The 25,941-nt window shown below is 63.9% G+C and carries 25 protein-coding genes and 4 tRNA genes; 10 read left to right on the top strand and 19 right to left on the bottom strand.

The window, feature by feature from the left end; all coding sequences use genetic code 11:
• Window positions 1-73: 73 nt before the first annotated feature.
• Genes pstC through pstB form a run of 3 tightly spaced genes read left to right on the top strand, consistent with a single transcriptional unit; the run spans window position 74 to window position 2,810 of the window.
• Complete coding sequence (gene pstC / locus CRM90_RS17515) at window positions 74-1,099, top strand: phosphate ABC transporter permease subunit PstC (protein WP_102808293.1); 1,026 nt, start codon at window positions 74-76, stop codon at window positions 1,097-1,099.
• Window positions 1,096-2,010 (top strand): phosphate ABC transporter permease PstA, encoded by a 915-nt coding sequence (gene pstA, locus CRM90_RS17520; RefSeq protein WP_102808214.1) that lies wholly within the window; start codon window positions 1,096-1,098, stop codon window positions 2,008-2,010. Before pstC ends, pstA begins: the two co-directional genes overlap by 4 nt.
• Window positions 2,011-2,033: 23 nt before the next feature.
• The gene (pstB, locus tag CRM90_RS17525) at window positions 2,034-2,810 is read left to right on the top strand and encodes a phosphate ABC transporter ATP-binding protein PstB (RefSeq protein WP_102808215.1); all 777 of its coding nucleotides are present in this window, start codon (window positions 2,034-2,036) and stop codon (window positions 2,808-2,810) included.
• Between the two features lie 68 nt (window positions 2,811-2,878).
• On the opposite strand, the gene phoU is transcribed toward pstB, so the two are convergent.
• The 4 genes from phoU to CRM90_RS17545 all read right to left on the bottom strand — a co-directional run bounded on the left by phoU (window position 2,879) and on the right by CRM90_RS17545 (window position 8,027).
• Window positions 2,879-3,544, bottom strand: a complete 666-nt coding sequence (gene phoU, locus CRM90_RS17530; RefSeq protein WP_102808294.1) for a phosphate signaling complex protein PhoU — start codon at window positions 3,542-3,544, stop codon at window positions 2,879-2,881.
• A 95-nt stretch (window positions 3,545-3,639) separates the two neighbouring features.
• On the bottom strand, window positions 3,640-5,637 hold the full coding sequence (locus CRM90_RS17535) for an LCP family protein (RefSeq protein ID WP_102808216.1): 1,998 nt from the start codon (window positions 5,635-5,637) through the stop codon (window positions 3,640-3,642).
• 234 nt (window positions 5,638-5,871) lie between these two features.
• Window positions 5,872-7,005 carry a tRNA dihydrouridine synthase DusB gene (dusB, locus tag CRM90_RS17540; RefSeq protein ID WP_102808217.1) on the bottom strand — a complete coding sequence of 378 codons (1,134 nt, stop codon included), beginning with the start codon at window positions 7,003-7,005 and terminating at the stop codon, window positions 5,872-5,874.
• A gap of 26 nt (window positions 7,006-7,031) precedes the next feature.
• A complete protein-coding gene (locus tag CRM90_RS17545) occupies window positions 7,032-8,027 on the bottom strand; it encodes an acyl-ACP desaturase (RefSeq protein WP_102808218.1) in 996 nt (331 codons plus the stop codon).
• A 176-nt stretch (window positions 8,028-8,203) separates the two neighbouring features.
• On the opposite strand from CRM90_RS17545, the gene CRM90_RS17550 reads away from it, so the two are divergent.
• On the top strand, window positions 8,204-8,731 hold the full coding sequence (locus tag CRM90_RS17550) for a hypothetical protein (protein ID WP_102808219.1): 528 nt from the start codon (window positions 8,204-8,206) through the stop codon (window positions 8,729-8,731).
• Between the two features lie 322 nt (window positions 8,732-9,053).
• Window positions 9,054-9,524: a hypothetical protein gene (locus CRM90_RS17555; RefSeq protein WP_102808220.1), complete on the top strand. Its 471-nt coding sequence runs from the start codon at window positions 9,054-9,056 to the stop codon at window positions 9,522-9,524.
• Here the strand turns inward: CRM90_RS17555 and CRM90_RS17560 are convergent.
• Window positions 9,506-10,102, bottom strand: coding sequence for a TetR/AcrR family transcriptional regulator (locus tag CRM90_RS17560; RefSeq protein ID WP_102808221.1), 597 nt, complete (start codon window positions 10,100-10,102; stop codon window positions 9,506-9,508). The two genes, CRM90_RS17555 and CRM90_RS17560, sit on opposite strands and share 19 nt — an antisense overlap.
• A gap of 68 nt (window positions 10,103-10,170) precedes the next feature.
• On the opposite strand from CRM90_RS17560, the gene CRM90_RS17565 reads away from it, so the two are divergent.
• The gene (locus CRM90_RS17565) at window positions 10,171-11,202 is read left to right on the top strand and encodes an oxygenase MpaB family protein (RefSeq protein ID WP_102808222.1); all 1,032 of its coding nucleotides are present in this window, start codon (window positions 10,171-10,173) and stop codon (window positions 11,200-11,202) included.
• 226 nt (window positions 11,203-11,428) lie between these two features.
• Here CRM90_RS17565 and CRM90_RS30725 read toward each other — a convergent pair whose 3' ends face one another.
• From CRM90_RS30725 to CRM90_RS17580, 4 genes are all read right to left on the bottom strand, one after another.
• A complete protein-coding gene (locus tag CRM90_RS30725; RefSeq protein ID WP_199189932.1) occupies window positions 11,429-11,587 on the bottom strand; it encodes a hypothetical protein in 159 nt (52 codons plus the stop codon).
• A gap of 115 nt (window positions 11,588-11,702) precedes the next feature.
• Window positions 11,703-13,187: a sugar transferase gene (locus CRM90_RS17570; RefSeq protein WP_102808223.1), complete on the bottom strand. Its 1,485-nt coding sequence runs from the start codon at window positions 13,185-13,187 to the stop codon at window positions 11,703-11,705.
• A 98-nt stretch (window positions 13,188-13,285) separates the two neighbouring features.
• On the bottom strand, window positions 13,286-13,951 hold the full coding sequence (locus CRM90_RS17575; protein WP_142391390.1) for a GAF domain-containing protein: 666 nt from the start codon (window positions 13,949-13,951) through the stop codon (window positions 13,286-13,288).
• 85 nt (window positions 13,952-14,036) lie between these two features.
• A tRNA-Lys gene (locus CRM90_RS17580) sits at window positions 14,037-14,109 on the bottom strand.
• A 122-nt stretch (window positions 14,110-14,231) separates the two neighbouring features.
• On the opposite strand from CRM90_RS17580, the gene CRM90_RS17585 reads away from it, so the two are divergent.
• From CRM90_RS17585 to CRM90_RS17595, 3 genes are all read left to right on the top strand, one after another.
• Window positions 14,232-14,304, top strand: a tRNA-Glu gene (locus CRM90_RS17585).
• Window positions 14,305-14,344: 40 nt separating this feature from the next.
• Window positions 14,345-14,421: transfer RNA gene (locus CRM90_RS17590), tRNA-Asp, on the top strand.
• Between the two features lie 38 nt (window positions 14,422-14,459).
• Window positions 14,460-14,536 (top strand) — tRNA-Phe (locus tag CRM90_RS17595).
• Between the two features lie 23 nt (window positions 14,537-14,559).
• On the opposite strand, the gene CRM90_RS17600 is transcribed toward CRM90_RS17595, so the two are convergent.
• From CRM90_RS17600 to CRM90_RS17625, 6 genes are all read right to left on the bottom strand, one after another.
• Window positions 14,560-15,729 carry a tyrosine-type recombinase/integrase gene (locus CRM90_RS17600; RefSeq protein WP_102808225.1) on the bottom strand — a complete coding sequence of 390 codons (1,170 nt, stop codon included), beginning with the start codon at window positions 15,727-15,729 and terminating at the stop codon, window positions 14,560-14,562.
• On the bottom strand, window positions 15,729-15,965 hold the full coding sequence (locus CRM90_RS17605; protein ID WP_102808226.1) for a helix-turn-helix transcriptional regulator: 237 nt from the start codon (window positions 15,963-15,965) through the stop codon (window positions 15,729-15,731). The genes CRM90_RS17600 and CRM90_RS17605 overlap by 1 nt, the downstream gene beginning before the upstream one ends.
• 4 nt (window positions 15,966-15,969) lie before the next feature.
• Window positions 15,970-16,281 (bottom strand): hypothetical protein, encoded by a 312-nt coding sequence (locus CRM90_RS17610; RefSeq protein ID WP_102808227.1) that lies wholly within the window; start codon window positions 16,279-16,281, stop codon window positions 15,970-15,972.
• Complete coding sequence (locus CRM90_RS17615) at window positions 16,278-17,600, bottom strand: FtsK/SpoIIIE domain-containing protein (RefSeq protein WP_102808228.1); 1,323 nt, start codon at window positions 17,598-17,600, stop codon at window positions 16,278-16,280. The genes CRM90_RS17610 and CRM90_RS17615 overlap by 4 nt, the downstream gene beginning before the upstream one ends.
• Entirely contained in the window at window positions 17,597-18,019 is a 423-nt protein-coding gene (locus tag CRM90_RS17620; RefSeq protein WP_102808229.1) for a plasmid replication, integration and excision activator, read from the bottom strand. The genes CRM90_RS17615 and CRM90_RS17620 overlap by 4 nt, the downstream gene beginning before the upstream one ends.
• A 100-nt stretch (window positions 18,020-18,119) precedes the next feature.
• On the bottom strand, window positions 18,120-18,899 hold the full coding sequence (locus tag CRM90_RS17625) for a GntR family transcriptional regulator (RefSeq protein WP_102808230.1): 780 nt from the start codon (window positions 18,897-18,899) through the stop codon (window positions 18,120-18,122).
• A gap of 94 nt (window positions 18,900-18,993) precedes the next feature.
• On the opposite strand from CRM90_RS17625, the gene CRM90_RS17630 reads away from it, so the two are divergent.
• On the top strand, window positions 18,994-19,422 hold the full coding sequence (locus CRM90_RS17630; RefSeq protein WP_102808295.1) for an NUDIX hydrolase: 429 nt from the start codon (window positions 18,994-18,996) through the stop codon (window positions 19,420-19,422).
• A gap of 12 nt (window positions 19,423-19,434) precedes the next feature.
• On the opposite strand, the gene CRM90_RS17635 is transcribed toward CRM90_RS17630, so the two are convergent.
• Genes CRM90_RS17635 through CRM90_RS17650 form a run of 4 tightly spaced genes read right to left on the bottom strand, consistent with a single transcriptional unit; the run spans window position 19,435 to window position 25,932 of the window.
• Window positions 19,435-19,650, bottom strand: coding sequence for a helix-turn-helix transcriptional regulator (locus CRM90_RS17635; RefSeq protein ID WP_102808231.1), 216 nt, complete (start codon window positions 19,648-19,650; stop codon window positions 19,435-19,437).
• The gene (locus tag CRM90_RS17640) at window positions 19,647-22,775 is read right to left on the bottom strand and encodes a type I restriction endonuclease subunit R (protein WP_102808232.1); all 3,129 of its coding nucleotides are present in this window, start codon (window positions 22,773-22,775) and stop codon (window positions 19,647-19,649) included. The genes CRM90_RS17635 and CRM90_RS17640 overlap by 4 nt, the downstream gene beginning before the upstream one ends.
• A complete protein-coding gene (locus CRM90_RS17645; RefSeq protein WP_233209375.1) occupies window positions 22,775-23,932 on the bottom strand; it encodes a restriction endonuclease subunit S domain-containing protein in 1,158 nt (385 codons plus the stop codon). Before CRM90_RS17645 ends, CRM90_RS17640 begins: the two co-directional genes overlap by 1 nt.
• Window positions 23,933-23,991: 59 nt before the next feature.
• Window positions 23,992-25,932 (bottom strand): type I restriction-modification system subunit M, encoded by a 1,941-nt coding sequence (locus CRM90_RS17650; protein ID WP_102808234.1) that lies wholly within the window; start codon window positions 25,930-25,932, stop codon window positions 23,992-23,994.
• Window positions 25,933-25,941: the final 9 nt, after the last annotated feature.

Genomic DNA, 25,941 nt, shown 5'->3' on the forward strand with positions numbered 1-25,941 from the left:
GCGCTGGCGAGGCAGGTCGATTGCGGTGACGATGGAGAGATCAGTGAGCGATGGGGTGGATGTGACCCAAGACATGCCCGGGCCAAATCCAGCTGAGGCTGGAGCCGGCGAGGTCGTGGCTGAGCCCTTCCCGGAAAAGCCCTCGATCCCGACGAACCCGTCCGGAACAGCCAAGGTGCGCCTCGGCGATCGGATTTTCCGCGGGTTGTCCGAAGGTTCCGGCATTCTCGTTATCGCGCTGATCGTCGCGATCGGCCTGTTCCTCGTCTGGCGTGCGGTACCGGCGCTGGGCCGAAACGACGCCAACTTCTTCACCTACGGCGGCAACTGGCTCACCACGGACACCGCCCACATGAAGTTCGGCATCCTGGACCTGCTGCAGGTGACGGTGTTCGTCTCGCTGTTCGCTCTGGTCCTGGCGATGCCCGTCGCGCTCGGTATCGCGATCTTCCTGACGCAGTACGCCCCGCGCCGGGTGTCCGGGCCGCTGGGTTACATGGTCGACCTGCTGGCCGCCGTGCCGTCGATCATCTATGGCGTCTGGGGTATCTACGTGCTGGCCCCGGTGCTGCAACCTTTGGCACTGTGGCTCAACGGCAATCTCAGTTGGCTGTTTCTGTTCGACACCGGCAATGCGTCGGTGGCCGGCGGTGGCACCATCTTCACCGCCGGGATCGTGCTGGCGGTGATGATCCTGCCGATCATCACCGCCGTCAGCCGCGAGGTGTTCGTGCAGACGCCACGTGGACAGATCGAGGCAGCGCTGGCGCTCGGCGCGACCCGCTGGGAGGTGGTCAGGACCACCGTGCTGCCGTTCGGTCTGTCCGGCTACATCAGCGGTGCGATGCTCGGCCTGGGCCGCGCCCTGGGTGAGACGATCGCGTTGCTGATCATCCTGCGCGGCACGCAGAAGGCGTTCGGGTGGTCGCTGTTCGACGCCGGTTACACCTTCGCCAGCAAGATCGCCTCGGCCGCTTCGGAATTCAATGACCAGTACAAGGCGGGGGCCTACATCGCCGCCGGCCTGGTGCTGTTCATCCTGACGTTCGTGGTCAACTCGGCGGCCCGCGCCGCGGTGGCCGGAAGGGGTGCCCGATGACCTCGACCCTCGACAAGCCGGTCAAGGCACCGACTTTCCAGGCGGTGAGCCTGCGGCGCAAGCTGACCAACAACACCGCCACCGTTCTGGTGACGCTGTCGGTGTTCGTCGCTGTGGTGCCGTTGATCTGGGTGCTGTACTCGGTGATCAGCAAGGGCCTCGGCATTGTTCTCGACAGCGGCTGGTGGACTCATTCGCAGTCCGGCATGACGGCGTTCATGGCCGGCGGTGGCGTCTACCACGCGCTGGTGGGAACCGTGTTGCAGGGCTTGTTCTGCGCGGTGATCTCGATACCGGTCGGCGTGTTCGTCGGCATCTACCTGGTCGAGTACGGCGGCGGAACCAGGCTGGGCAAGCTCACCACATTCATGGTGGACATCCTCACCGGTGTGCCGTCGATCGTCGCCGCGCTGTTCATCTACGCATTGTGGGTGGCCACGTTGGGCTTTCAGCGTTCCGGCTTCGCCGTGTCGCTGGCCCTGGTGTTGCTGATGATCCCGGTGATCGTGCGGTCCACCGAGGAGATGCTGCGGATCGTTCCGATGGACCTGCGTGAAGCCAGCTATGCGCTTGGCGTTCCGAAATGGAAAACCATTGCGCGCATTGTCATTCCGACTGCACTGTCGGGCATCGTCACCGGCGTGATGCTGGCCCTGGCCCGCGTCATGGGCGAGACCGCGCCGCTGCTGATCCTGGTCGGCTACTCGCAGGCGATGAACTTCGACATGTTCAACGGATTCATGGGCTCGCTGCCCGGCATGATGTACGACCAGACATCGGCCGGTGCGGGTGCCAACCCCGTTCCAACCGACCGACTGTGGGGCGCCGCGCTGACGCTGATCGTGCTGATCGCGGTCCTCAACATCGGTGCGCGCTTCATCGCCAAATTCTTTGCCCCTAAAAAGGTCTGAGCAGGTTTAGGAGACTACTGACCATGGCCAAGCGGCTGGATCTCAAAGACGTCAACATCTACTACGGCGCATTCCACGCTGTCGCCGACGTGTCGCTTGCGGTGCCGCCGCGCAACGTGACTGCCTTCATCGGCCCGTCGGGTTGCGGAAAGTCCACGGTGCTCCGCACGCTGAACCGCATGCACGAGGTCATCCCGGGTGCGCGGGTCGAGGGTTCGGTGCTGCTCGACGGTGAGAACATCTACGGATCCGGGGTCGACCCGGTCGGTGTGCGCAAGACCATCGGTATGGTGTTCCAGCGGCCAAACCCGTTCCCCACCATGTCGATTCGCGACAACGTGGTGGCCGGCCTGAAGCTGCAGGGTGTCCGCAACAAGAAGGTGCTCGACGAGACAGCCGAGCGTTCGCTCAAGGGCGCCAACCTGTGGAACGAGGTCAAGGACCGGCTGGAAAAGCCGGGCGGCGGGTTGTCCGGCGGTCAACAGCAGCGGCTGTGCATCGCCCGCGCCATCGCCGTCCAGCCCGACGTGCTGCTGATGGACGAGCCGTGCTCGGCGCTGGACCCGATCTCCACGCTGGCCATCGAGGACCTGATCGGTGAACTCAAGCAGGAGTTCACGATCGTGATCGTCACGCACAACATGCAGCAGGCCGCGCGGGTCAGTGACCAGACCGCGTTCTTCAACTTGGAGGCCACCGGCAAGCCGGGACGCCTGGTCGAGATCGACGACACCGAGAAGATCTTCTCCAATCCGCGCCAGAAGGCCACCGAGGACTACATCTCCGGCCGATTCGGGTAGGCCTACCCGCTCAACAAAAATCCGGTATCGCCGAGGCGATACCGGATTTTTTAGCTCCGGGCCGAAGCTCAGGTCGTCGCGATTTCCTCTTCTTCGGGCAGCCGGCCGGTGACCTGGAAGATCACCCGGCGGGAGATCTCGACGGCATGGTCGGCGAAGCGTTCGTAGAAGCGGCCCAGCAGCGTCACGTCGACCGCGGCGGCCACGCCGTGCTTCCACTCGCGATCCATCAGCACGGTGAACAGATGCCGGTGCAGGTCGTCCATCGCGTCGTCTTCTTCGCGAATACGGCGCGCCTTCTCCGGATCCCGGGATAGCAGAACCTCACGCGCGCTGTTGCCCAAATCGACTGCGACACGGCCCATTTCGGCGAAGTATCCGTTGACTTCCTCGGGCAGCGTGTGCTGGGGATGCCGGCGACGCGCGATCTTGGCGACGTGCAGGGCCAGGGCTCCCATCCGGTCGACGTCGGCGACGATCTGAATTGAGCTGACGATCGCCCGTAGATCACCGGCTACCGGCGCCTGCAACGCCAGCAGGACGAAGGCGGCTTCCTCGGCGCGCGCGCTGGCCGCCGAGATCTGCTCGTGGTCGGTGATCACCTGTTCTGCCAACACCAGGTCGGCCTGAAGCAGGGACTGGGTTGCTCGTTCCATCGCCAGTCCGGCCATCCGGCACATCTCGGCCAGTTGGTTGGTCAGCGCGTCGAGCTGCTCGTGGTATGCGGTCCGCATGGCGTCCACCCTACTTTCTGCCAGTGCACCCAGTATGCCGAGGTGGAGTGAACGAACGGTGAATGAACGCAAACGCCCGGCATGCTCGAGGCGGCTTATTCGCAGGTGACGTCCGCGGCGTTGGTGACCGTGAGGTCCTCGGGCAGTTCGGTGGGAGTGCTCTTGGAGTTGTGGCTGACCTCGACGCTGACCGCGGATCCGCTCGGCGGCGGGGCGGCCACAGTGCTGAAGTCGGACCCGAGCACCACCTGGACGGTTTCGCCAAGGCCGTCCATCCGCTCCATCTGCGCGGCGGGGAATGCCGCGGCGACGGTGGCGGCGGCTTGCTCGTTGCCCGCCGAGAACATCACCGTGGTTCCCGTGACGGTGCCGGTGTAGTCGTCCGGGGCCAGCACGTGGAAGCCGTGTTGTTTCAGCGCGGTAGCGGCGGTGGAGCCGAGCCCGTCCTGACCCGTGGAGTTCGACACCTGCACCGTGATGTCCTGCGGATCGGTGGTCACGGCGTTGACCAATTCGGTCTGAGTCGTTTGTTCGGGCTGCTCGCCCTGGCCGGGCTTGGCCGCTTGAATGGCGTTCTGCGACGCCGTCATGGGGCTGGTCGTCGCGTTGGTGTCGTTCTCGCCGGGCAGCGGATCGTCGTTGATGATCGCGTCGAACAACGCGCGGATGTCCTGGGTGCGCGGCGGTTCGTTGCCGTCGGCGTCGGTGATTCCGGTGGTGGGCACGGTGACGAACGTGATCCGGCCCGCGTTGACGCCCTGCAGCGACTGACCGAGGTCGACCAGGTCCTTGGTCCGGACGTTGTCCACGTAGGTGTCGTCGATGAATTCGTTGACCACGTTGTTCAGCTTGGTGAGGCTGAACAGGGTGTCTTTGGAGATGATCGAGCGCAGCAGCGACGACAGGAACAGCTGCTGGCGCTTGATGCGGCCGTAGTCGCCGTTGAGCTCGGTGGTGACCTGGCGGGCGCGGACGTAGTTCAGCGCGGTGTGCCCGTCGAGCGTCTGGCGGCCCGCGTTCGCCAGCACCGTGCCCAGCTCGTAGTCCTTCAGCGGGGTGGTGCTGCACACCTCCACGCCGCCGACCGCGTCGACCATCTTGGAGAAGCCGGCGAAGTCGACGGCCATGAACCGGTTGATCGACAGCCCCGACATCTTCTGGATGACCTTGACCAGACATTTCGGCCCGCCATAGGCGTATGCGGAGTTCAGCTTCGTCTCGGTGTAGCGGTAGTCGTCACTCACCTCGCCGGTGGCCTTGTCGGTGACCGGGCCGTACTTACCGGTGTCGGGATCCCACGCCTGGCAATACGCGGGAGTGATGGCCAGGTCGCGGGGGAACGACACCACGACGACGCGCTTGCGGTCGGCGGGGACGTTGACCAGCATCACGGTGTCCGACCGGGCGCCGCCGGCGTCTTCAGTGGTGCCCGCACCGATCTCGCCGTTGGCGCCGGTGCGGCTGTCGACGCCGACGATCAGGAAGTTCTCGTCGCCGAACTGCGCGTTCGGATCGATGATGTCGCGCGAATTGGTGTCCAGCGCCGCGACATTGCGCAGCAGATTGTTCTTGGTGGACTGCCACTGCCAGGCGCCACCGGTCAGCACCAGGGCCGACACCGCGAACAGCGCCGCCGCGGATCGCCCGGCCAGCAGCACCGGCTTGCGGCGCGACCTGCGCTTCTTCTTGGTTGTGCTCGACGGCGCCGGATCGGTGTCAGCGGCCGACGCACCGCGCGCGTGTCCAATCGCCTCGAGGTCGGGCACTTCGTCGGCGTAGGCGGCGGTGACGACCGGGATCGGCTCGGTGAGATCGGTCAGGTCGGGGATGTCTGTGGCGTCAGGGGAGACGGGGTCGTGCTCGTCGTCCTCGGCCCGGTGTCGGGTCGGCTCGATCACGGCTCGGGAGCCGGACACCTTCGCGATCAGGTCGGCGACGGTGACGCCTTGGGTGTGGTTGCCGCTCGGGGGAGCGGACGCTGTCACCCGCTCCCAGGGTGCGGCGCCGGCCGCGGCTCGAGGAGTCCTGATCACCCGCTCGCCCTCGTCGGGGGCGCGGTGCTGGCCAGGAGTGGCGTTGCCGCCGTCACTCATGTTCCAGTCGCCTCCGACTCTGGGTCGTGCGCATCGACGCGCGTGCAAATGATGGTCCGGCGGTACCGACACCTCGGCCGGCATCGATGCGCGGCCGTCTCAACTTTCCTATGTCTTGTAGCAGCACTCGGTGGCTGTCCGCCACTCCAGCGGCCCACGACAAGACAAGATCACCATCGTACTGAGACACGCTGTCGAACCGCTAGCTCGCACAGGTGTCGGGACCGTCTCGGTTCAGCCTCCGGAGTTCATGACATCGGCCCCCGCAGGCACCGTGCAGTCGTCGGGGTCATCGAGCCAGCCTTCTGGCAGGGTGACCGACGACGCCGACCCCTGCCGGCCCCGCGGCCCCGTTGCAGCATCCGGAAACGGGATGTCGCGGTCGAGGCGGTCGAGCAGGCTGTCGAGCTCCGTCAGGGTCTTGACCAGCGCCAACGCCCGCCGGATGTCGGCGCCCGCGGGGAAGCCGTGCAGATACCAGGCGACGTGCTTGCGGATGTCGCGCATGCCCTTGTCTTCGCCGAAGTGATCGGCCAGCAGCTCGCCGTGGCGGCGGATGATGTCGGTGACTTCGCCGAGCGTCGGCGGGGTCGGCGTCGGCGAGCCGGTGAAGGCCGCCGAGAGCTCCGCGAACAGCCAGGGTCGGCCCAGGCAGCCGCGACCGATGACGACTCCGTCACACCCGGTCGAGGCCATCATCGCCAGGGCGTCGTTGGCCTCGAAGATGTCGCCGTTGCCGAGCACCGGGATCGTCGTCACCGCGTCCTTGAGGCGGGCGATCTCGTCCCAGTCGGCGGTCCCGGAGTACCGCTGGGCGGCGGTGCGCGCATGCAGCGCGACCGCCGCGGCGCCCTCCTGCTCGGCGATCCGGCCTGCGTCGAGATGGGTGCGGTGGTCGTCGTCGATGCCGATCCGGAATTTCACGGTCACCGGCACTGAGGTGCCTTCGGTGGCGCGGACGGCGGCGGCCACGATCTGGCCGAAGAGGCGTCGCTTGTAGGGCAGTGCGGCACCGCCGCCGCGACGGGTCACCTTGGGCACCGGGCAGCCGAAGTTCATATCGATGTGGTCAGCGAGGTCCTCGGTGACGATCATCCGGGCGGCCTCATACGTCGTCGCCGGATCAACGGTGTAGAGCTGCAACGAACGCGGCGACTCCTGCGGAGCGAACGTCGTCATGTGCAGGGTGACCGGGTGGCGTTCGACGAGCGCTCGGGCGGTGACCATCTCACAGACATAGAGGCCCGACACGGTTCCGGCCCGTGCCTCCTCCAGCTCCCGGCACAGGGTGCGGAATGCGACGTTGGTGACGCCGGCCATGGGCGCCAAGACAACCGGGCTGCGGAGGGCGAAAGGCCCGATCCGCAGCCCGGTGGCCGCTGGTGCGATGTCGACTATGTCGCCGCCCCTGCCAATGCCTTGGCGCTGCGCTTCTCGGCGAGACGCGCGTCCCGCTCGAGCTTGCGAGCCTTGGACTCTTCGAACTTGTCGGCGGCCTCTTCGATTTCCGTGATCAGGTTCGCGAGATCGTCGCGCATGGCTGCCGCCTCGCCGGTGAAGTCGTCACGCTCGAAGATGCGCCACTTCTTGAGTACCGGCATCACCACGTCGTCGAGGTGGATCCGCAGGTCGTACACGCCGCCCATCGCGATGATGACGGCCTTGCGCCGGAAGTCCGGCACGGTGTAACCGGGCATCTTGAAGTTGCGCAGCACCCGGTGCAGTGACTTCATCGCCTGGTTGGGGGCCACGTCGAAACCGGCCTCGCTGACGTCGCGGTAGAAGATCATGTGCAGGTTCTCGTCGTTGGAGATCCTGGCCAGCAGCTGCTCGGCGACGGGGTCGTTGCACGCCTTGCCGGTGTTGCGGTGCGACACCCGGGTGGCCAGCTCCTGGAAGCTGACGTACATGACCGAGTCGAACAGGCTCTCGGCGAACAGATCGCCCTGCTGGTTCTGGCCCGGCGAGAAGCCGCGGGTCATCTGCTCCATCCGTAGCTCTTCGAGCTCGACGGGATCGCAGTTGCGGGTGACCACCAGGTAGTCGCGGATCGAGATGCCGTGCCGGTTCTCCTCGGCGGTCCACCGGTTCACCCAGTAGCCCCACGGGCCGTCCATCGAGAAGTTCATCGCGATCTCGCGGTGGTAGGCGGGCAGGTTGTCCTCGGTCAGGAGGTTCTGCACCATCGCCGTGCGGGCGACTTCGGAAAGCTTCGACTGCTCGGGATCCCAGTCCTGGCCGCCGAGGGCGTAGTAGTTCTTGCCATCCGACCACGGGATGTAGTCGTGCGGGTTCCAGTCCTTCATCATCGTCATGTGGCGGTTGATGAGTTTCTCCGCCACCGGTTCCAGCTCGTGCAGGAGATCGAGGTCGGTCAGGTCTTTCGACATGAGCCCTCCAGTTATCTGTTCCTAGTGGTTGCACTCAATATATCTGTGTATCTCGGTGACATTCAAGTTCCCCCCGCGGCATGTTGGTAACGGTTCCCCGGGTTATCCCGCCGCGGTAGTGTTTGCTCGAGTCGGTTGGGGGCGGCTGGGCGCCCATTTGGAGCTTTGGGGGAGAGATGAGCTTTGCCATCCGCGCGAGTAGCGTCGCGCTTGTGATCGGTGCTGTTGGGATCGTCGGGGGCGGCGCCGCCGCCGCCAATTCCGAGTACAACGGCATGACCTACGAGAAGGCGTCGAACGCGGCGCGGAGCAACGACTACACGGCCGTCATCTCGACGGTAATCGGCAGCGAACTGCCCACCGACCAATGCATCGTGACGAACGCCTCGAGATCCATCACCCTCAATTCGACCGGCAGGCGAGCGCACAGTGGCACCATGCTCTTTGACCTGAATTGCAATCTCGCGGTCGCGCAGCCCGGCAAGTCCGGCAATTCGGTGGTCACCCCGCAGGGTAAGAAGGCGAAGTCCATCCTGGACGACGCCAACTTGATCAACACCAACGTTGAGAAATCGCTGGCCAAGGGCGCCACGCCGTTCTGCGGCAGGGATGCTGCCCACCTGGCTAACTGCGTGGACTTCTGCAACGCGCATGAATTGTGTAGCAGGCAGGCGCTGGACTACCTCGCGACGGTAACTTTCTGATCTAACGCAGGCCAGCCGAGGGGGCTGGGTTCGCTATGTGGAAGTAGCCGGTATTTGGCTGCTGTAATTTGACGTCGTCGCTCAATTCTGTGCTTTGAAGGAAGTGTCGCCCGGGTACCGAGCACATCGGTCAGGCACTGTTCCAAGCCGGCGTTGTTCACGGTCAGCCGGGTTCCACTGCTGCGGATGGCGGCTGTTGTACCGTCCTACCTGCGTTTATGTCGCCCTGCATACTCCGGGGAGTCGGAGTACTATTTGCGCACCACAGGCAACCAGCATTTGGTACGCACTTGCACAGGCAACGCACATCTCGGAGGTCGCGATGAAGAACTGTTTGGTCCTCGGCGTAGGTGCGCTCGGTGCGGCGGTGGCATCGGCTGCGATGTTCGGCTCCGGCACCGCCTCGGCAACCAACGAATACGCTGGTCAGACCTATGCTGATGCGGCGCAGGCGATCAGCGACGCCGGTCAGTCGGCGACCATCGCCACCCGGGTCGGCAGCTTCCTGCCGACCGATCAGTGCATGGTCACCGGATCGCGCAGCGCCGACTTCCTCGACTCCAGCGGCACCAACCCCGGTAACCGCGTGTTGCTCTACCTGAACTGCAACAACACCTTCGCAACGGCAGGCGTGCCGGGTAACTCGATCGGCAGCCCGGAAGGACGTGCGGCTCGCGCCGACTACGAGGAGCAGCTCGCCAAGGCCCAGGCTGAAGCGGATCAGAGCGAGTCGAGCGAGTTGGATCAAACCGGCAATGTTCCGGGTGAGGCGGGTCAGGTCGCCGGCGGGTAACTCGCCGTGGGAGCGAGCAGCAGGTCTACGCAATAGTCGATGAACTGCTCGCGCGACGCGGGAAGCTGGCCGTCGAGGTAGGCGGTGAACAGCGCCGTCAGCGCCCCGATCAACCCGGTGGCCATCATTTTCTGCAGCACCGGATCGCTGATCGCGGTCAGCTTGCTCTGCAACAGCTCGATGAAGCTGGGCATCCACTCCGCGCCGGAGTGGATCAGCACGGCTTCGACCTGCGGCGCCAGCAGCAGCACGCGGCCCCGGACCGGATCGTCCACCATCAGACTCACGAACTGTTCGACTGCCGCGCGCGGCGTCGTGGCCGACATCAGCGCGGTCATGGCGCGATTGCAGACGTCGTCGTAGACGGCTCGGACGAACTCGTCGCGGTCGGAGAAACTTTCGTAGAAGTAGCGCTCGGTCAGGCCGGCTTGGCGGCAGACCGCCCGTACTGTCAGCGCCGGACCGCTGGGGCTGCCGAGCAGTGTGACGCCGGCGGCGATCAGTTCGTCGCGGCGCAGCGCTTGCCGGTCCGACAGCGGGACGCCGGACCAGCGGCCCCGTCGTTGACCCGGCGTCACATCGCTCCTAAGCTCTTGGTGACAACGCATGTAGTCAAAATGCCAGACTTCCTCGGGAAGGTCACCAGTTGAGTCAAGATACTTCCGAATCGTGCCCCGTCACCAGCGACGCCGCGCAAGTGGCGTCCGGCTGCCCGGTGACCGACGGCGGATATGACAGCCCGCCGTCGGTACTCGGCCCTGACTCGCTGACGTGGAAGTACTTCGGTGACTGGCGCGGACTACTCCAGGGGCCATGGGCCGGCTCGATGCAGAACATGCATCCTCAGCTCGGCGCTGCCGTCGAGGAGCACTCGATCTTCTTCATGGAGCGGCTGCCTCGGCTGTTGCGATCGCTGTACCCCATCGGTGGTGTGGTGTTCGACGGCGATCGGGCGCCGGAGACCGGTGCGGAAGTGCGCGACTACCACATTCCGATCAAGGGTGTGGACGCTCGGGGGCGCCGTTACAGTGCGCTCAACCCTGACGTCTTCTATTGGGCCCACGCAACCTTCTTCATGGGCACGGTCCTGACGGCCGAGCACTTCGGTGACGGTCTGACCGAGGACCAGAAACGCCAACTGTTCGACGAGCACGTCACCTGGTACCGGATGTACGGCATGAGCATGCGCCCGGTCCCGGCAAGTTGGGAAGAGTTCCAGGTGTACTGGGATCACATGTGCCGCAACGTACTCGAGAACAATTGGGCCACCCGCGAGGTTCTCGACCTGTCGACGATGCCCAAACATCCATCGCTGCAATGGATTCCGGACTTCCTGTGGTCGGCCTACCTCAAAGTGCTCGGCCCGCTCGCGGTCTGGATCACCGTCGGGCTCTACGATCAGCCGGTCCGCGAGCTGATGGGCTACACGTGGTCGACGCGCGATGAGCGTCTGCACAGGTTGTTCGGCCGCATGGTCAACCTGGCGTTCAAGGCGCTGCCCGAGCGTCGTCGGATGCACCCGCGTGCGCGTGCGGGCTGGGATCGTGCGACCGGCCGCGTTCCCGTCGACGCACCGCTGATCCACAGCCCGGCCCGCAATTTGCCGCCGATAGGGGAGCGCGACAAGGGAATTCACTACCTGGGCGACTCATGCCCGACGAAAACCGTGGCGTCCTGAGGCCTCGTCGACGAAACCGGCACTGAGAGCTACCGGTCAGCTACTTCGGTCGGGCATCCGGTGATTGTTGCCGGCGCAAAATTGGCGCGTCGAACATCGCGGTCGTTGCGCAGAGCGCGGAATGCGGCGGAATGCGTCTGGGGCAAACCCACCGGCCACGCCAGATCAACGCACGGTCGGGCCGACGGCCCCTCGCGGTGAGCGGCGCCACCGGCGAACGGGTGCGTCAATCGCTTTCGGCCGCAGCCAAACCCCAGCACATCACGGCATAGGATGCGGCGAAGGCGATGTCGTCGGTGTTCTCCTCATTGCCGCCCAGGCGCCGTACTTGGTCGGCGATTGCGTGGCGGATCACATCGGTCGACGTGAGCAGTGGGTGACTCATGTTAACTCCTGAGGCGCGCGTGAAACAGGACTGCCCCGCTCCCCGATGCGTTAACTGGGAGTTACCCGCTCGGGGTATCTTTCACACACCAGCTAACCGCGCCGTTATCGAAGCTTTACTCCGCGCGACGCAGCACCGCCGGAATCGTCAGCGCCAAGATCTTGAGATCGAGCGCGATCGAGAAGTTCTCTATGTAGTAGTTGTCCCACTCGGCGCGATCGGCGATGGACGTCTGCCCACGGAGGCCATGCACCTGAGCCCAGCCGGTGACACCGGCTCGAACCCGGTGACGCTCGCCGTATCGCTGGATCTGCGCCTCGAACAATTCGACGAACTCCGGCCGTTCGGGTCGGGGACCCACCAAGCTCATCTCGCCCTTGAGCACGTTGAGGAACTGCGGCAGTTCGTCGAGTGATGTGGCGCGCAGAATTTTGCCGATTTTCGTGCGACGGTCGACACCCTCCACACCACCGGGTGCGGCGCCGGTCTTGAGCTGGAAAGCCGCATCGGCGGCGTCGGGTGCCCGCATCGTGCGGAATTTCAGGCAGTCGAAGACTCGTCCGTCGCGGCCCACCCGAGGCTGGCGGAAAAAGATCGGACCCGGCGAGCTCAACTTCACGAGGAGCACCAGAGTGAGGAAGACCGGTGAGATGAACAGCAGCAGAAGGAAGGACATCACCCGGTCGAGGATGTGCTTGACGGTGAACTGCCAGCCGCGCGGGTTGGTGTGGGGCAGCGCCAGCAGTGGGGTGCCGCCGACGTGTTCGATCCGGGCTCGCTCGCCGATCGTGTCGAACATGCGCGGCACAACCCAGACCCGCAGGCCGTTCTGGTGGGCGGCTCGGACCACATGGGTCAGCACCAGATCTTGGGTCCGGGAGAACGCGATGATGACGTTCTGCGCTCCGGTCTCCTGAATCGCTTTGTCGATGTCCTCGGGCGGGCCCAGGTAGGGGATATCCGGCCGCGGGTCGCCCGGCTGGCCGAACCACGGTTCGGCGTCGATGATGCCGACCGGCCCGAGCCCGTATTCCGGGAACTCCTCGAGGCGGTTGATGATGTGGCCGGCGACGCGGCCGTTGCCGACGATGAGGGTCGGTGCCACGAGGTGATGGTGTCGCCGCAAGGTGCGCTGCACGATCACTCGGACGAGCCGGCCGAATGGCATGAGGACCGCGGCGCAGAGCCAGATCTTGAGCACGGTCGACCCCGGTCGACCGGACTCGTGGGTGAGCAGCATGCCGGCGAGTAGGAACATCGTGGAAATCGCGACGGTCGCTTCGATGGGCCCGATCTCGTCGAGGAATTCCCGGTTCAGGCGACGCCGGTAGACCCCTCGCGCGGCGAGCGTGGCGACGACGACCGGGACGAACAGGATGGCCAACCACAGGTCCGGGGGATATTCGTTGCTGGACATCGCCCACTGCGCGCCGAGGGCGGTCGCGATCGACACCGAAAGAACGTCGATGGAGACGGTGATGATGGTGCTCAGTGGGTCGGTCCGAACCCGCTCGGCAAATGTTTTCTTCCGCGGCGCAAATTTGCCGCTATGAGCCGACGTGGTCGGCGAATTCTCGACCTGAAGAGTTCGTGTAGCCATGACCGCTCACTTCACCCACCGAACCACAGGCGGGACGCTACCCGATATCACTACCCGTCGAGTCACATATCCCCCCGTGTGGCGAACTTTGGCAAAGATCACGTGTCGCGCGGCTCGGCCAGTAACCGCTGGCGCGCGACGGCGGCGAGATCGTTGAGTATCTGTACCTGGCCGCTGGACCAGTGCCGCGGGCGAGTGTCCCACGTGCACAGCGTCCCCGCGACGTTGCCGTTGCCATCGATCAACGGGATTCCGGCGTACGCCAGCACCCCTTCCCTGACCGCTGGATGGTCGGCAAGGAGAGGGTGCGCTCGGGTGTCGTCGACCACCAGCGGCTCGCGGCTCGCGACGGTGAACTTGCAGATCGACATCTCGATCGGCCGCACTCGGGGCAGCGCTTCGTCGCTCGCAGTGCTACCGGCCAGCACCTGGCGGTCGGGGTAGACGATGGACACTGCTGCCATCGGGGTGCCCAGCGCCTCGGCCGTGAGGACCGCCACGCGATCCAGCGTCGCGCTGCGGATGTCGTCGTGGTTGCCCAGCCGCTCCAGCACCGCCAGGCGTTCGGGGTCCGACACGGCGTCGTCGACGATCGCGTCGACGGCACTCTGCTCACCGGAAAGCTGGTCGACGACGGCTTGGACCGTCTGGTCGTGTTCAGGGCCGGCAAGACGCGCAATCACATGCCTGCCGGTCTGCCGGTCGACGCCGTGGCGCGGGCCGTGCCCGGCGCCGCCCGCGGGCTGCGAGGCCCCGTCACTCATGTGGTTCACGATAGGTCACCCCCGACGGTGACGGGCGATGTCAGAAAGGTCCGCTTCCGCGAAGAACCCGTTCATTCCCCTGTTGTGCCCCCACCAGGGCTCGAACCTGGGACCTGCGGATTAAAAGTCCGTAGCTCTACCGACTGAGCTATAGGGGCGCGTCGCACACAATACTGCCTTCGATCATGTGCCTCGGTTTTGGGATTGAGCCTGTGGTGCCCTAAGCTAACGACGCTCTAACGTGCACTCGTTGTGAGTACCCCGGAGTGATTCGGTTCTGGCCCCCATCGTCTAGTGGCCTAGGACGCCGCCCTTTCACGGCGGTAGCACGGGTTCGAATCCCGTTGGGGGTACGCGTGACGACGGCGACGTCGGAGCGAGCGGTAAGAGTAAGGCCCTGTGGCGCAGTTGGTTAGCGCGCCGCCCTGTCACGGCGGAGGTCGCGGGTTCGAGTCCCGTCAGGGTCGCCATGTATGTGGTGAGGCATTGGATTGACGCAGTGCCTTCCGGCCAGGTAGCTCAGTTGGTACGAGCGTCCGCCTGAAAAGCGGAAGGTCGCCGGTTCGATCCCGGCCCTGGCCACCATCTTTGACCTGCATTGACACGGATTATGCACTCGGTTGTTGGTTAGATTCGTCCGGTTCTTGTCCGGTCGTCGGTGGGTGAACCTCAGTCGCGTGAAGCTGATCGAGGTTGGTTGCCACATGGTCCAGCTCGTCGGCGTAGAGGTCGCTGTAGATGTTGGCGGTCACGGTCGGCGTCGAGTGGCCCATGGTCTTCTGTACGTACCGCAAATCGGCACCGGATTTTCTGGCGAGGCTGGCGTAGGTGTGACGCAGCTCGTGAATGGTCAGCGGCGCCAGGTGCGTTTTCTTGAGAACTTTGTTCCAGTGCGTGTGCCTTCGCCAGTTGTTGGACCTCAGCATCTTTCCGTTGGGTGATGTGAGCGCGGGCTCGTCCGGAGCGCGTCCGGCGATGCGCGGTTTGAGGGCGCTAGTGACGACCTGGGGGAGCGGGATGGTTCGGGTCCCGGCCACCGTCTTGGTGGAGCCGACGACGATCCGGCCCTCCACTTCTGGTGCCGCCCGTCGAACGTAGAGACGACGAGCGGCCAGGTCGATGTCCTTGACGCGGAGGCCGACGAGTTCGGACCAGCGCAGGCCGGTGTAGGCGAGAATGGTCACGACGTCACCTTGGTCGCCACAGGCTGTGGCGAGTGTCTGAACTTCTTGCGCGGTCAGATAGCGGTGGCGTTCCCGCTCGGGAATCCGGCCCGCTGAGACACTGAGAGCGGGATTCCGGTGGATCCGGCCATCCTGGTGGGCGACATCGAGGATCGACCGCAGGAGTCGCAGCGTGGATACCTTCGCCCACGGGCCGACCGTCAGACCGTCGACGAACGCCTGGACATCGGCGCGGGTGATCTCATCGACGGGCATGTGACCGAACCTCGGTTTGATGCGTAGATCCCAGTGCTGGGTGTAGCCACTCCAGGTTTTCGGCGACACCGCCGGTTTCTTGGTGTCGGAGAATTGCGTCCAGACCCGATTGAGCAGTGTCCGGCCCAGGCGCGGGTCGAACCGACGGGCGCCGAGTGCGGCCTCGTTGTCACGTTCCGACTTGAACGCCTTCGCCTCGCGCAGCGTGGGGAATGTCGCCGAGGTTTCAACCCAGCCTGACGGTGCGTCGGGGTCGCGGATCAAGTAGCGGACTTGGTAGCGGGGCTCCCCGGCGGCGTTGAGGCGCTTTCGGATGCCGCGCGGGGTGTTGCCTGCCATTACCGCCGTGCCTGCTTGAGCCAGGACCGGACTTCGGCACAGTCCCAGCGGCGCACACGCTCTGACAGCGTGTAGCAGGGCGGGCCGATCTGCTCGCCGGTCGTTTCGCGGATCGCTGCCCACCGGTTGAGCGTTGCGGCCGAGACGCCAAGCAGCGCCGACACCTGTTCGGCAGTCAGCAACTCAGGGAAGTTGCCTGCGGTGACGAGAGCCTCCCGGAGGCCGTGAGTGACCATCGCTTCACCTCGCTGCACGGATCGAGTCGAACCAAGCGCGCGTGCGCGGCAATCCGGCATCGACGTCGGACTGACCGTCGGTGATTCCCCACAGGTCGAATGCCCATCGCTCCAGTGCGGATCGCGTTGTCTCGCCGCAGCGCTGGAGTTCGGCGTCGTCGCCGAGGACCAGGGCGGTGCCGATGACTTCGCCGCACGACCAGAGGTGCCGATACTGGTCCCATCCGTCTCTGCGGACGAGGGCGGCGCGCTGCATCAGATCATCGGCATGCCGGGTCGCTTGATCCTGGTCGGATGGTTCGAAGATAGAGCTCATTGCGCTGCCCTACCTCGGGGCGAGCTTGCCGGTCGGTATTGCTTTGCGGTGGAACGGATTTGTTCGTCGGACCAGAAGTCGGCGCGCACCTTGGTGACTTGCCCGTCCTCGGCGATGACGTAACCGGTGCCTGGCTGGTCGGGGCTGATTCGGTGTGCGGGCGCGGCATCGGCCATCCCGTCGCCCAGCACCATCGCGACTTCGTCTCGGGAACGTAGTCGGAGCGCGATGGTCTGGGTGAATAGCCCTCGCATCGGCAGGACTTCCTTGCGTGGGTCCTGCAGAAACGCTGCGACCACGATGCCCAGCGCTCGGCCCTTCGTGAGAATGCGCGACAACGACGCCGCCGCTTCTTTACGCAGGGCCGGATCGCTCATGTAGGCGGTCACTCCGGCCAGCTCGTCGATGAGCAGCACCACCAGGGGTGACGCCTTCGTCGGATTGTGCTCACGCGTTCGGCCTGCCATCGCGTTGCCACGCTTGTTCATCAACTTCTCCAGCGCGGCAAGGGTTTCCACGGCATTGGCTTCGGTGGTGGCGATCTTCGTGAACAGGCTGGACCCGACCGACAGTTCGATGCCGTACTTCAGATCGATGCCCACGAGGTGCACCACACCGGCAGCTACGGAGGGAGCGAGCCCGCCAGCGATACCCCAGAAGATGGAGCCCTTGCCTGCCCCAGAGCAACCCACGGTGAGGGTGTGCCGGCCGCTCAAGGGCAGGGTCCAGGCTGAGCCGTTTTCGCATCGCCCGAGCGTGACTCGTGCGGTTGCCGCGGATGTCGGTGGTGTTGCGTGGGCTGTGGTCGACAGCTGTTCCCGCATGACCAGCTCGATCCGAAGCGTTCCGGGCGAGACGACCACCGACCGTGCCGAGTGAGCGCCCGCGGCATCGCGAATCGCCGGAACAGCACGCTCCAAGTCTTCGACGGTCTGCCCCATGCGTGCCCGCACCGTCAGTCGCAGGGTAGTGCGAGACACGTCTGTTCCCAACAACTTTGGGTGAAACCAGCGCGTCGACGCGCCCTGCCGGCCATCGTAGTCGCGGCGCGTGACCTGCTCGGAGGCGGACAGACCGCAGCGCTTGCAGAGCTTCTGCCACGACATATGCGCCCAGAAGCGCCAACGCAGGAGCCGAGCTGGTGTCGCGAATCGTTCCTCGTACGTCTCCGGTGAGTGCAGCCGCCAGTAGATAAGGGCTGCGCCGGCGACACCGATGGTGACCGCCACGCACAGGGCAACGTTGGTCAGGAAGTCCAGCACGTGGTCAAGCCGGAACGGGGTATCAATATCGACTGGCGCGAACGGGTCGGGATTCATGCCGATTCCCGGTTTGTCGTTGCGCTGGCGGATGGCTTACCCGGTGCCCTCATATCCGAGGCTCGGAAAGACCACGCGATCCTAGAGAAATCACCTGACCGCTCGACATACGGCAGCGCCATGAGCCCATCGAAAATGACTGGCGTGAAGGGTGTTCCGCTGGAATTGGTGGGTGTCGTTGGTTGTGTCGGCGCGGCGAACTTGACGGTCACCGTGCGGCTTCGCTTTGGTGCGGCGGGATCGCCGTCGAGCACTTCGACCTGCCACATCGGTAAACCAGTGTCGCGATCTCTCGCCTGCACGCGGTTCTCGCCGGAGGACTTGTCGAAGTCGATCATCGGCGTCACCTCGGAAACGAGGAACGCGCCGAGTGAGAACACCTGGTCGTGGCCGATCTGGAGCCATTTGGGGATGGACATTGCTGAACCTTTCGAGTGGATTGAACTAGATATCTATTCAACCTAGTCGTCTAGAGGAGTTAGTCAAGCGTTGAGCGCGATATTGGTCGCGTTCGTGGATTTAGCGTGCGGAGAAGTCGTATTCGAGCAGGTAGGCAGATGCGACCTTCACGGTGTCGCATACTTCGACAGCAACGTCGTTGGTGTCGTAGGCCGTCCGAACCACTGTCAGGACGGGCACCCCGGCTGGGAGTTGCAGGGCGCGACGTTCTTCAGGGGTGGGCATCCGGGCGCCGACTTCCTCGGTGAAGCGAGAAAGGGTGTGGCCGGCCTCTTCGAGTCGTGCGTAAATGCCGCCAGGGCCGGTGTCGGTCTGTTCGATCTTGGTGCCCTGGGCGAAGGCGGCGGGAATGTACGAGGTTGCAGTCTCGACGGGTCGGCCATCGGCGAGGTAACGCCGCGATCGAACGACAACCTCGTCGTCAGGAGTCAAGCGAAGACGTTCAGCAACAGTCGAATTCGGCTTCTCCCGCGTTACAGTGATGTTGTCAACCTGTGGAGCATAGCCCGACTTCTCTGCCTCAACGGTGAACGCCGCCTTGCCCCTGGCGCGATGTCGGCGGGCGAATCGATCGGAAGCGAGCCTATGAATCGGGGGTGTGGGGCGAACGAACACGCCGCGGCCGTGTTGCGTGACTACTAGGCCTTCGCCGCCGAGCACTTGCATTGCCTGCCTGACGGTCATGCGTGCCACGCCGAAGTGCTTGATCAACTCGGCCTCGGACGGCAGCCGTTGCCCTGCGTCTAGCTGGCCAGAGCTGATGGCCTCGCGCAGCATGCCGGCGATCTGCCGATACGGCGGCTTGTCGTCCGACCGATCAATCTGACCAAGTTGTAGCACCTGCGAGCCTTCCCATGCACGTCTAGACGACTAGTCTAGGGAAACGACACGCCCATGTCAGTACTCGCGTTCAGCCAAGAGGATGGAGTCTCGCATGGCAACCACGCCGAAGCACTCGGTCAGCGTCGCCGGCATCGTGGTCCGCGACGATGGCAGGGTCCTGGTCATCAGGCGCGATGATAACGGTCGTTGGGAAGCCCCTGGCGGCGTCCTGGAACTCGATGAGTCATTCGAGGCTGGCGTTCAACGTGAGGTTCTCGAAGAAACCGGACTCGCCGTGACTGTCGAACGGCTCACCGGTGTATACAAAAATCTGTCCTTTGGCATTGTGGCGTTGGTTTACCGCTGCCGACCGGCCGGCGGCGAACCGCACGCAACCGAGGAAGCACGTGAAATCCGTTGGATGACAAGGGAAGAGGTTAGTTCTGCGATGACACCGGCATTCGGGGTGCGTGTCTTGGATGCCCTGGGTGAGGGAGTCCATTCACGTGCGCATGACGGGGTGAACCTGGTAGGGGGATAGGCCCGGCGAGATCTATGCGGATGCCTCGATGCGAACTGTGAGCCCTACGGCCGCCGTCACTTTCGCCAGTGTCGCAACCGAGACATCGTCACCGCGTTCAATCCGGGCAATCGTCGGGCGAGACACGCCAGCTTCGTGACCGAGCTTTGTCTGAGACCATTTCCGTTCGCGGCGCGCATCGCGAACGGCACGACCAACTCCACCGAGGCTCTCCGTCGATGCGGTCACGGTGCCTCCTGGGACGTACCGCCGGCCTTTGCCAAAGCTCTGGAGTTGTATTGGGCGTGAAGCGCATCCGCGGCGATATTCGAGATCTGCTCGAGGAACGCCGGGTCGGTCATGTAGGACTGGATCTCCTGCGATTCGCTCACTGTCTTCAGCACGGCGATCCCCACGGCCCCGCTGAACCCGTCGGATGCTTTCAGCTGCGCCACGGTGTTGTTCTTCGCCATCGCTACCGCCTCTTCGTTCGCGTCGAGGAATCCCCAGAAGGTCGTGATGAACCCGGCGACGCTTGCCGGGTTCACGTCAACGCCCTTGGCCCGGAACATCTCGTTCACCTTGTCGATCGCCTCACCGAGAGGCCCTCGCTTGGGTGTCCCGGAGCCTTTTCGCTCTCCGTCGAAGTCCGGAAGTCGGATGCCGTCGCTGCTCCCCTCGCTCAGCGAGTGGCTTTCGTTTATCGCGGACGGCACAAGCTTCACGCCCGAGAGCTGCACACCTTCGAGGTAGCTGTCGTCGTGGTCGTTGCCGTCTAGGCGCAGGTTTCGTCCCAGCAGCGTCGCGAGTATTGCTCTGCGGTGCAGGTCGGGGTCTTGGTAATCAACGATCTGACTAAGGAACTGCCAGGCGTTACGGTATCCGAGCACGTCGGCACGGAAGCTCACCAACTCTTCGCGTCGAGCTTTGTCCTTCTTCAGCACCGCCTGCCTCAGCTGTCCCGTCCATCGGTTCTTGATGGGCGAGAGCGCCTTTGCGATCGCTTCTCCGCCGGCATCCTGAAGGTAGGCATCGGCGACCGCCTTGAGTTCGTCACCGGTGTAGAACCAGGCAACGTCGAGACGATCGGCAAGAGTGTAGAGAGCGTTCGGGTCAACATCTCCCTCGACGTGCGCGTCCGAATAATAGAGCTTGAAGTCCTCTTCGATGCTGGCAGGGGAATTACGGAAGTCGACGACCATCGGCGCAGTCTTGCCAGGGTACATACGGTTCAGCCGTGAGAGGGTCTGTACTGTGGCGACGCCGGAGAGCTTTTTGTCCACGTACATCGCCACGAGCCGGGGTTCGTCGAAGCCGGTCTGGAACTTATTCGCAGCGATGAGGACACGGAAAACTCCTTCCTCGCGGAATGCCCGGGCGACGTCGCTTCGGCCGTTGAGCGAGACCTCGGTGACGGATTCCGCGATGTCTTCATCCGTAAGCGAGCCCGAGAAGGCGACCAACGTCCTCATGTCGGTGTAACCCCGCTCGTCGAGGTAAGCATTCATCTTTTTTGACCAGCTCAGCGCCTCCATGCGCGAACTCGTGACGACCATCGCCTTCGCCTCGCCGCCGAGCAAGTGCATGACATTCCGGCGGAAGTGTTCGATGACGACTCGGACCTTCTGGGCAATAGCCGTCGGATGGAGGCGGGCGTAACGCACGATGGCGGTGACCGCCTCGCCGGTATCGACCTGTATCTCGGTTTCGGACCCATCGCCTTCCACCGCGTTCTTCACCCGGAGGAACATGTCGTACGTGGAGTAGTTGGTGAGCACGTCGAGGATGAAGCCCTCCTCTATGGCCTGCGCCATCGTGTACGTGTCGAAGGCTTCCCAGCGGCCGTCGCGCTCGGCGCCGAACAGTCGCAGAGTCTTCGCCTTCGGGGTGGCGGTGAGCGCCACGAAGGTGATGTTGCTGGATGCGGCGATCGCCGAGTCCTTCGCCAGCAGTAGGTCATCAGCGCTGATGTCTTCGTCGTCCGGATCGAGGTCGACATCGACCAGGAGCTCCTTCAGCTTCTTCGCTGCGGAACCTGACTGCGAGGAGTGCGCCTCATCAGCGATCACCGCCCAGCGCCGGCCGCGCAGTTCCTCGGTGTCCTCGATCAGCTTCATGACCTCCGGGAACGTCTGCAGGGTGCAGGTGATGATGTGGTCACCCTCGACGAGTGCCTTCTTCAGCTGGGGTGACTTCGCCCCCGACTTCTCCCCGACGCTGACGACCAAGCCCTTGCTGGACTGCACCAGGTGCATGTCGTGGCGGATGTTCTCATCAAGCACATTGCGGTCGGTGACGACGATGACCGAGTCGAACGTCGACTGCGAGTCCGCGCTCATGTGCCGGATCAGCCGGTGACTCAACCATGCAATTGTCTTCGTCTTGCCGGAGCCGGCCGAGTGCCAGACCAGGTAGCGCTTTCCAGTCCCGTTCGCCTCGATGTCGCCGACGACGCGTTCGACCGCGCGCAGCTGGTGGAAGCGCGGGAAAACCAGCCGGCCGTCCTTCTTGCCGGACTTGCTCGGCTCGAACAGCGCGAAGTCCTTCAGGATGCGCATGAATGTCGGGCGGGCGAGGATCTTGCGCCACAGGTAGTTCGTCGACGACCCGGTGCCCGACGGCGGATTGCCCTCATGGCCTTCGCTGCCCTGGTTGAAGGGCAGGAACACCGTGTCCTCGCCCTCCAGCTTCGTGGTCATGTAGACGAGGTCGTTCGACACCGCGAAGTGCACCAAGGCACGGCCGGGCGCGAGCAGTGCCCGGTTCTTCCCGGGCCGGCGGTCCTCCTTGTACTGGCGGATCGCGTGATTGACCGTCTGGGTGTTGTCGGTCTTCAGCTCCAGCGTCACGACCGGCAGGCCGTTCGCGAGGAGCACTACGTCGATGGTCTCGTTGGTCGCGGTGTCGAAACGCACCTGCCGCAAGACGCGTAGTCGCACCGAGTCGGCAGCCTCTATCACCTCGGTGAGGTTGGGGTTGGCGGGCGGGAACTCCATCATCGGCCCGAACTTCGCGGCGGGGCGACCGACTTGGGCGTAGGTGAAGCCCTTGCGCAGCACGCCGAGCAGACCGCCGACGGGGTGGCCCGTGGTGGCGTCCATCTTCGTCTGCTTGGCCAGCTCTTTGGTTATGTGCTGCAGTAGGTTCCGCTCGGCTGCCGTCTTCTGTTCGTCGACAAGGTCTGCAGGTATGGCCTTCTCGTACTCGTCGGGGTACTGGGTTGCGAGCCAGTGCAGAACATCGGCGGGGATCATCGCCAGGCCGATGTCCCAACCCGTCGGCCTGCCCTCGTTCTCGTACAGCCATCCGCGCTCCGAGAGCTCCGCGCAGAGGTTGCGCTCGAACTCCGACTCCATCAGCTGCGCATCGCCCATCACGCGACCTGATTCCGGCCGGTGACGACGTCGGTGATGAGTGCTGCGCGGCGCTCCAGGAGCAGCGCCTTGAGGTCAGCGACCCTCGCGAGCATGGCGTCGACTTGGGCCGTCGCTTCGTCCAGCTGATCCGCAATCTTGATCTGCTCGTCGAGGTCGAGATCCGGAATCGGAAGCTCACGAGCTTTCTCTGACGATAGCGCGGGAATCGTTGCACCATCGACCATCACATCGATCAGCCCGGCCGAGTAATGGCCCTTGACACAGTAGTCAAGAAAGCGCCCGTCAGCATCACCCTGCGGGCGTACGCGGATCACGTGGTTCTGAAACCCCCATCCAGGCATGTCCGCCTCCAGCACGACGCTTCTCCCGTAACCGGCTCCGCCTTCGACAATCAACACGTCGTCGGTCCGCAGGTCATACTTCGCGAGCTCGTCGGCTGTCATCCACATGCGCTGGTCGTCGAGTTCGAGGCCGTGGTGCTGGATTGAAGCTGCGCGAACATAATTCACGAAGCTCTCGTCGTCCTGCTGTTGGGAACCCTGCACGGTCTTGCCGAGGGAGATGTCGGCTCGGAACTTCAAGCGCGTGAAGACGCCGTCGCGATCGACTGTTTCACGTTGGATGACGCCCGCCTTCCGCTCACGAAGCGACGCAACTAGTTCATTCATCCGGCTGAGCATTGCGTCGATTTCACGGGTCTCGCGGTCAAGGTAGTCCGCGATGCGCGTTTGTTCGACCAGCGACGGCAACGGCACTGGAGTTGCATCCAGCACCGTCTTCGTAACGCGTTGAGCGTTTGGGCGCACGCCCGTGGCGATAGCCGCGAAGTAGCCGACATACCGCGGACTACGGAAGAGGTGGTGTACGTAACGGGGCTCAAAACTATCGGATATGTGGAAAACCTTGTAGTCAGGACTGATGTGCCCGGTCAGCGACGATACGCCAATGCCTCCATGATTTAGCCACATCATATTCGCGGCAAGCTGTTTAGGTCGAACTACACGATACTTCGAAATGTCAAGCGAGGCTTTCTGGCCGTCCGTCCTGGTGTTGATTTCAACGCCTCGATACTCGGAGATTGAAAGCAATTTACCGACAGGATTAGATCCGTTTCTCTCGTCACTCTCTCTGAAATGATAGCCAAACTTGGTCACGCCCCAATGGGACGGAAGCCCGTATATCGGCGAGTGCGAAGAGTTGCCACTAAATTCGCTCATTCGTTACTCACCGTCGTGAACATCTCGGCGAGCTCACTCATGAGTTTCTGCACGTCCGCGTCGATTGCCGCAAGAGGCCGGGGCTCTTCGGGCACGTAAAAGATCCGCGTGAAGGGGATGTCCGTGCCGTGCTTAGCCTTGCTCTCGTCCCACATAGCGTCCGGCGCATACGGCAGTACTTCGTGCTCCATGTGCTCGGTCAGATCCTCGCTTAGCGGCACACGCTCAGTCAGCTTCCAATCACCGGCGACGACCGGCAGGCCCTTCCGGTCTACCGCGAGCGGTGCGGAGTCATCCTGCACCGCCATCGCCTTCATCGCGGCGTCAACCAAACCAACCGAGGCCTTCACCCCTGCAACCTTCGCGGCCTCCGGCAACGCCTTCGGAAGATCGTTCCAAGGGGTGCCGTCGAGGGAACGCAGGATCCCGACGTGATCCTCGGTGAAGTCCCGACGACTGCGCAACGATTCAACGACTGCGTCGCTGTAGCACGTCCCGAACCGTGCCTGCTTGTACACGGGCACGTCCCGGAACCTGAAGTCCTCGGGAGTCATCACGCGAGAGATCGCTGGGTCAGCCTGATCAAACGCCTTGTACGCCTCCATCAGCGTTTTCCGATGGTTCTTCCCCATCTCGCGGCGCTTGTCACCCATCGGTTTCCGCATGGAGTCCCACTGGCCCGATCCGTCGATCAGCTGGATCTTGCCCTTTCGGTCAGGATCCTTGTTCGTGTCCAGGATCCAGACATAGGTCGCGATACCGGTGCCGTAGAACATGCTCGTGGGCAGCCCGATGATCGCGTCGATCAGGTCTTCTTCGAGGAGCCACTGACGGATCGAGTTTGGCCCGTTGTCGCTGTTGAACAGCGGCGACTGGTTCGAGACAACCGCAGCGCGGCCACCCTGACCGTTCTTCGCCGCGGGGCTGAGCTTCGATGCGCAGTGCGCTAGGAACAACATCTGACCGTCACTGGTACCCGGTAGACCGTGACTGAAGCGCGACCCGTGCACTTTGGCCTGTTCCTTGACCGCCTTCTCGTCTGCCTCCCAGTCGTTACCGAACGGCGGATTGGAGAGCACGTAGTCGAAGGTCTGATCCGCGTACAGATCCTCGATGAGGGTGTTGCCCTGCTTGATCGCGTCCGGTCGGCCGCCCTGGATCAGCAGGTCGGCTTTGCCGAGCGCGAACGCCGACGGCATGAGTTCTTGCCCGTAGAGCGTGACGTCGATCTTTCCGTTCATCCGCTTGAGCGCGTCCTGCGCGACAAGCAGCATGCCGCCGGAGCCGGCGGTCGGGTCATAGATTGAGCGCAAGGCACTCTCGCCCGCGAGGCCATCGTCGTCGTTGGTGATCAAGATGTCCACCATGAGCTTGATCGCATCGCGCGGGGTGTAGAAGTTGCCCGCGGCCTTCCCCTTCTTGTTGAAGGCCCGGTACATCACGTCCTCGAAGACATCGCCCATCGCGGTGTTGGCGAGTTCCTTCGGCGACAGGTCGAGCTTCGAGAAGTGCTTCACCACGGAGTGGAGGCGGTTGGCGTCGGCGAGAACCTTCGCGCGGCGGTTGAACTCGAAGGAGGTCCAGATGTCGGCGATGTTGTTGGAGAAGCCGTCGATGTAGCTCTGCAGGGACTTGTGCACGTTGTCGTCGACCGATGCGATCGTGGCGAGGTCGAGCGGTGAGACGTTGTAGAAGCTCAGCCCGAACTTGTCCTTCACCGCGATGTCGATCAGATGTGGCGGCATCCCGGCAAGTGAGGCGACGAACGCAGTCACCTCTTGCTTAGTGTCCCCGAGCATGCACTCCAGCCGGCGGAGCACCGTGAACGGGAGGATGTAGTCGCCGTAGTCCTCCTCGTCGACTATGTGTCGGAGGTACTTGTCGGCGGTGTCCCACACGATCCGTGCGGTCGTCCCGTTGTTTGCTGCGTCAGCCAATGTGTTGCC

This window comes from Mycobacterium sp. ENV421 (assembly GCF_002887815.1).
In the GTDB taxonomy this organism is placed as follows: Bacteria; Actinomycetota; Actinomycetes; order Mycobacteriales; family Mycobacteriaceae; genus Mycobacterium.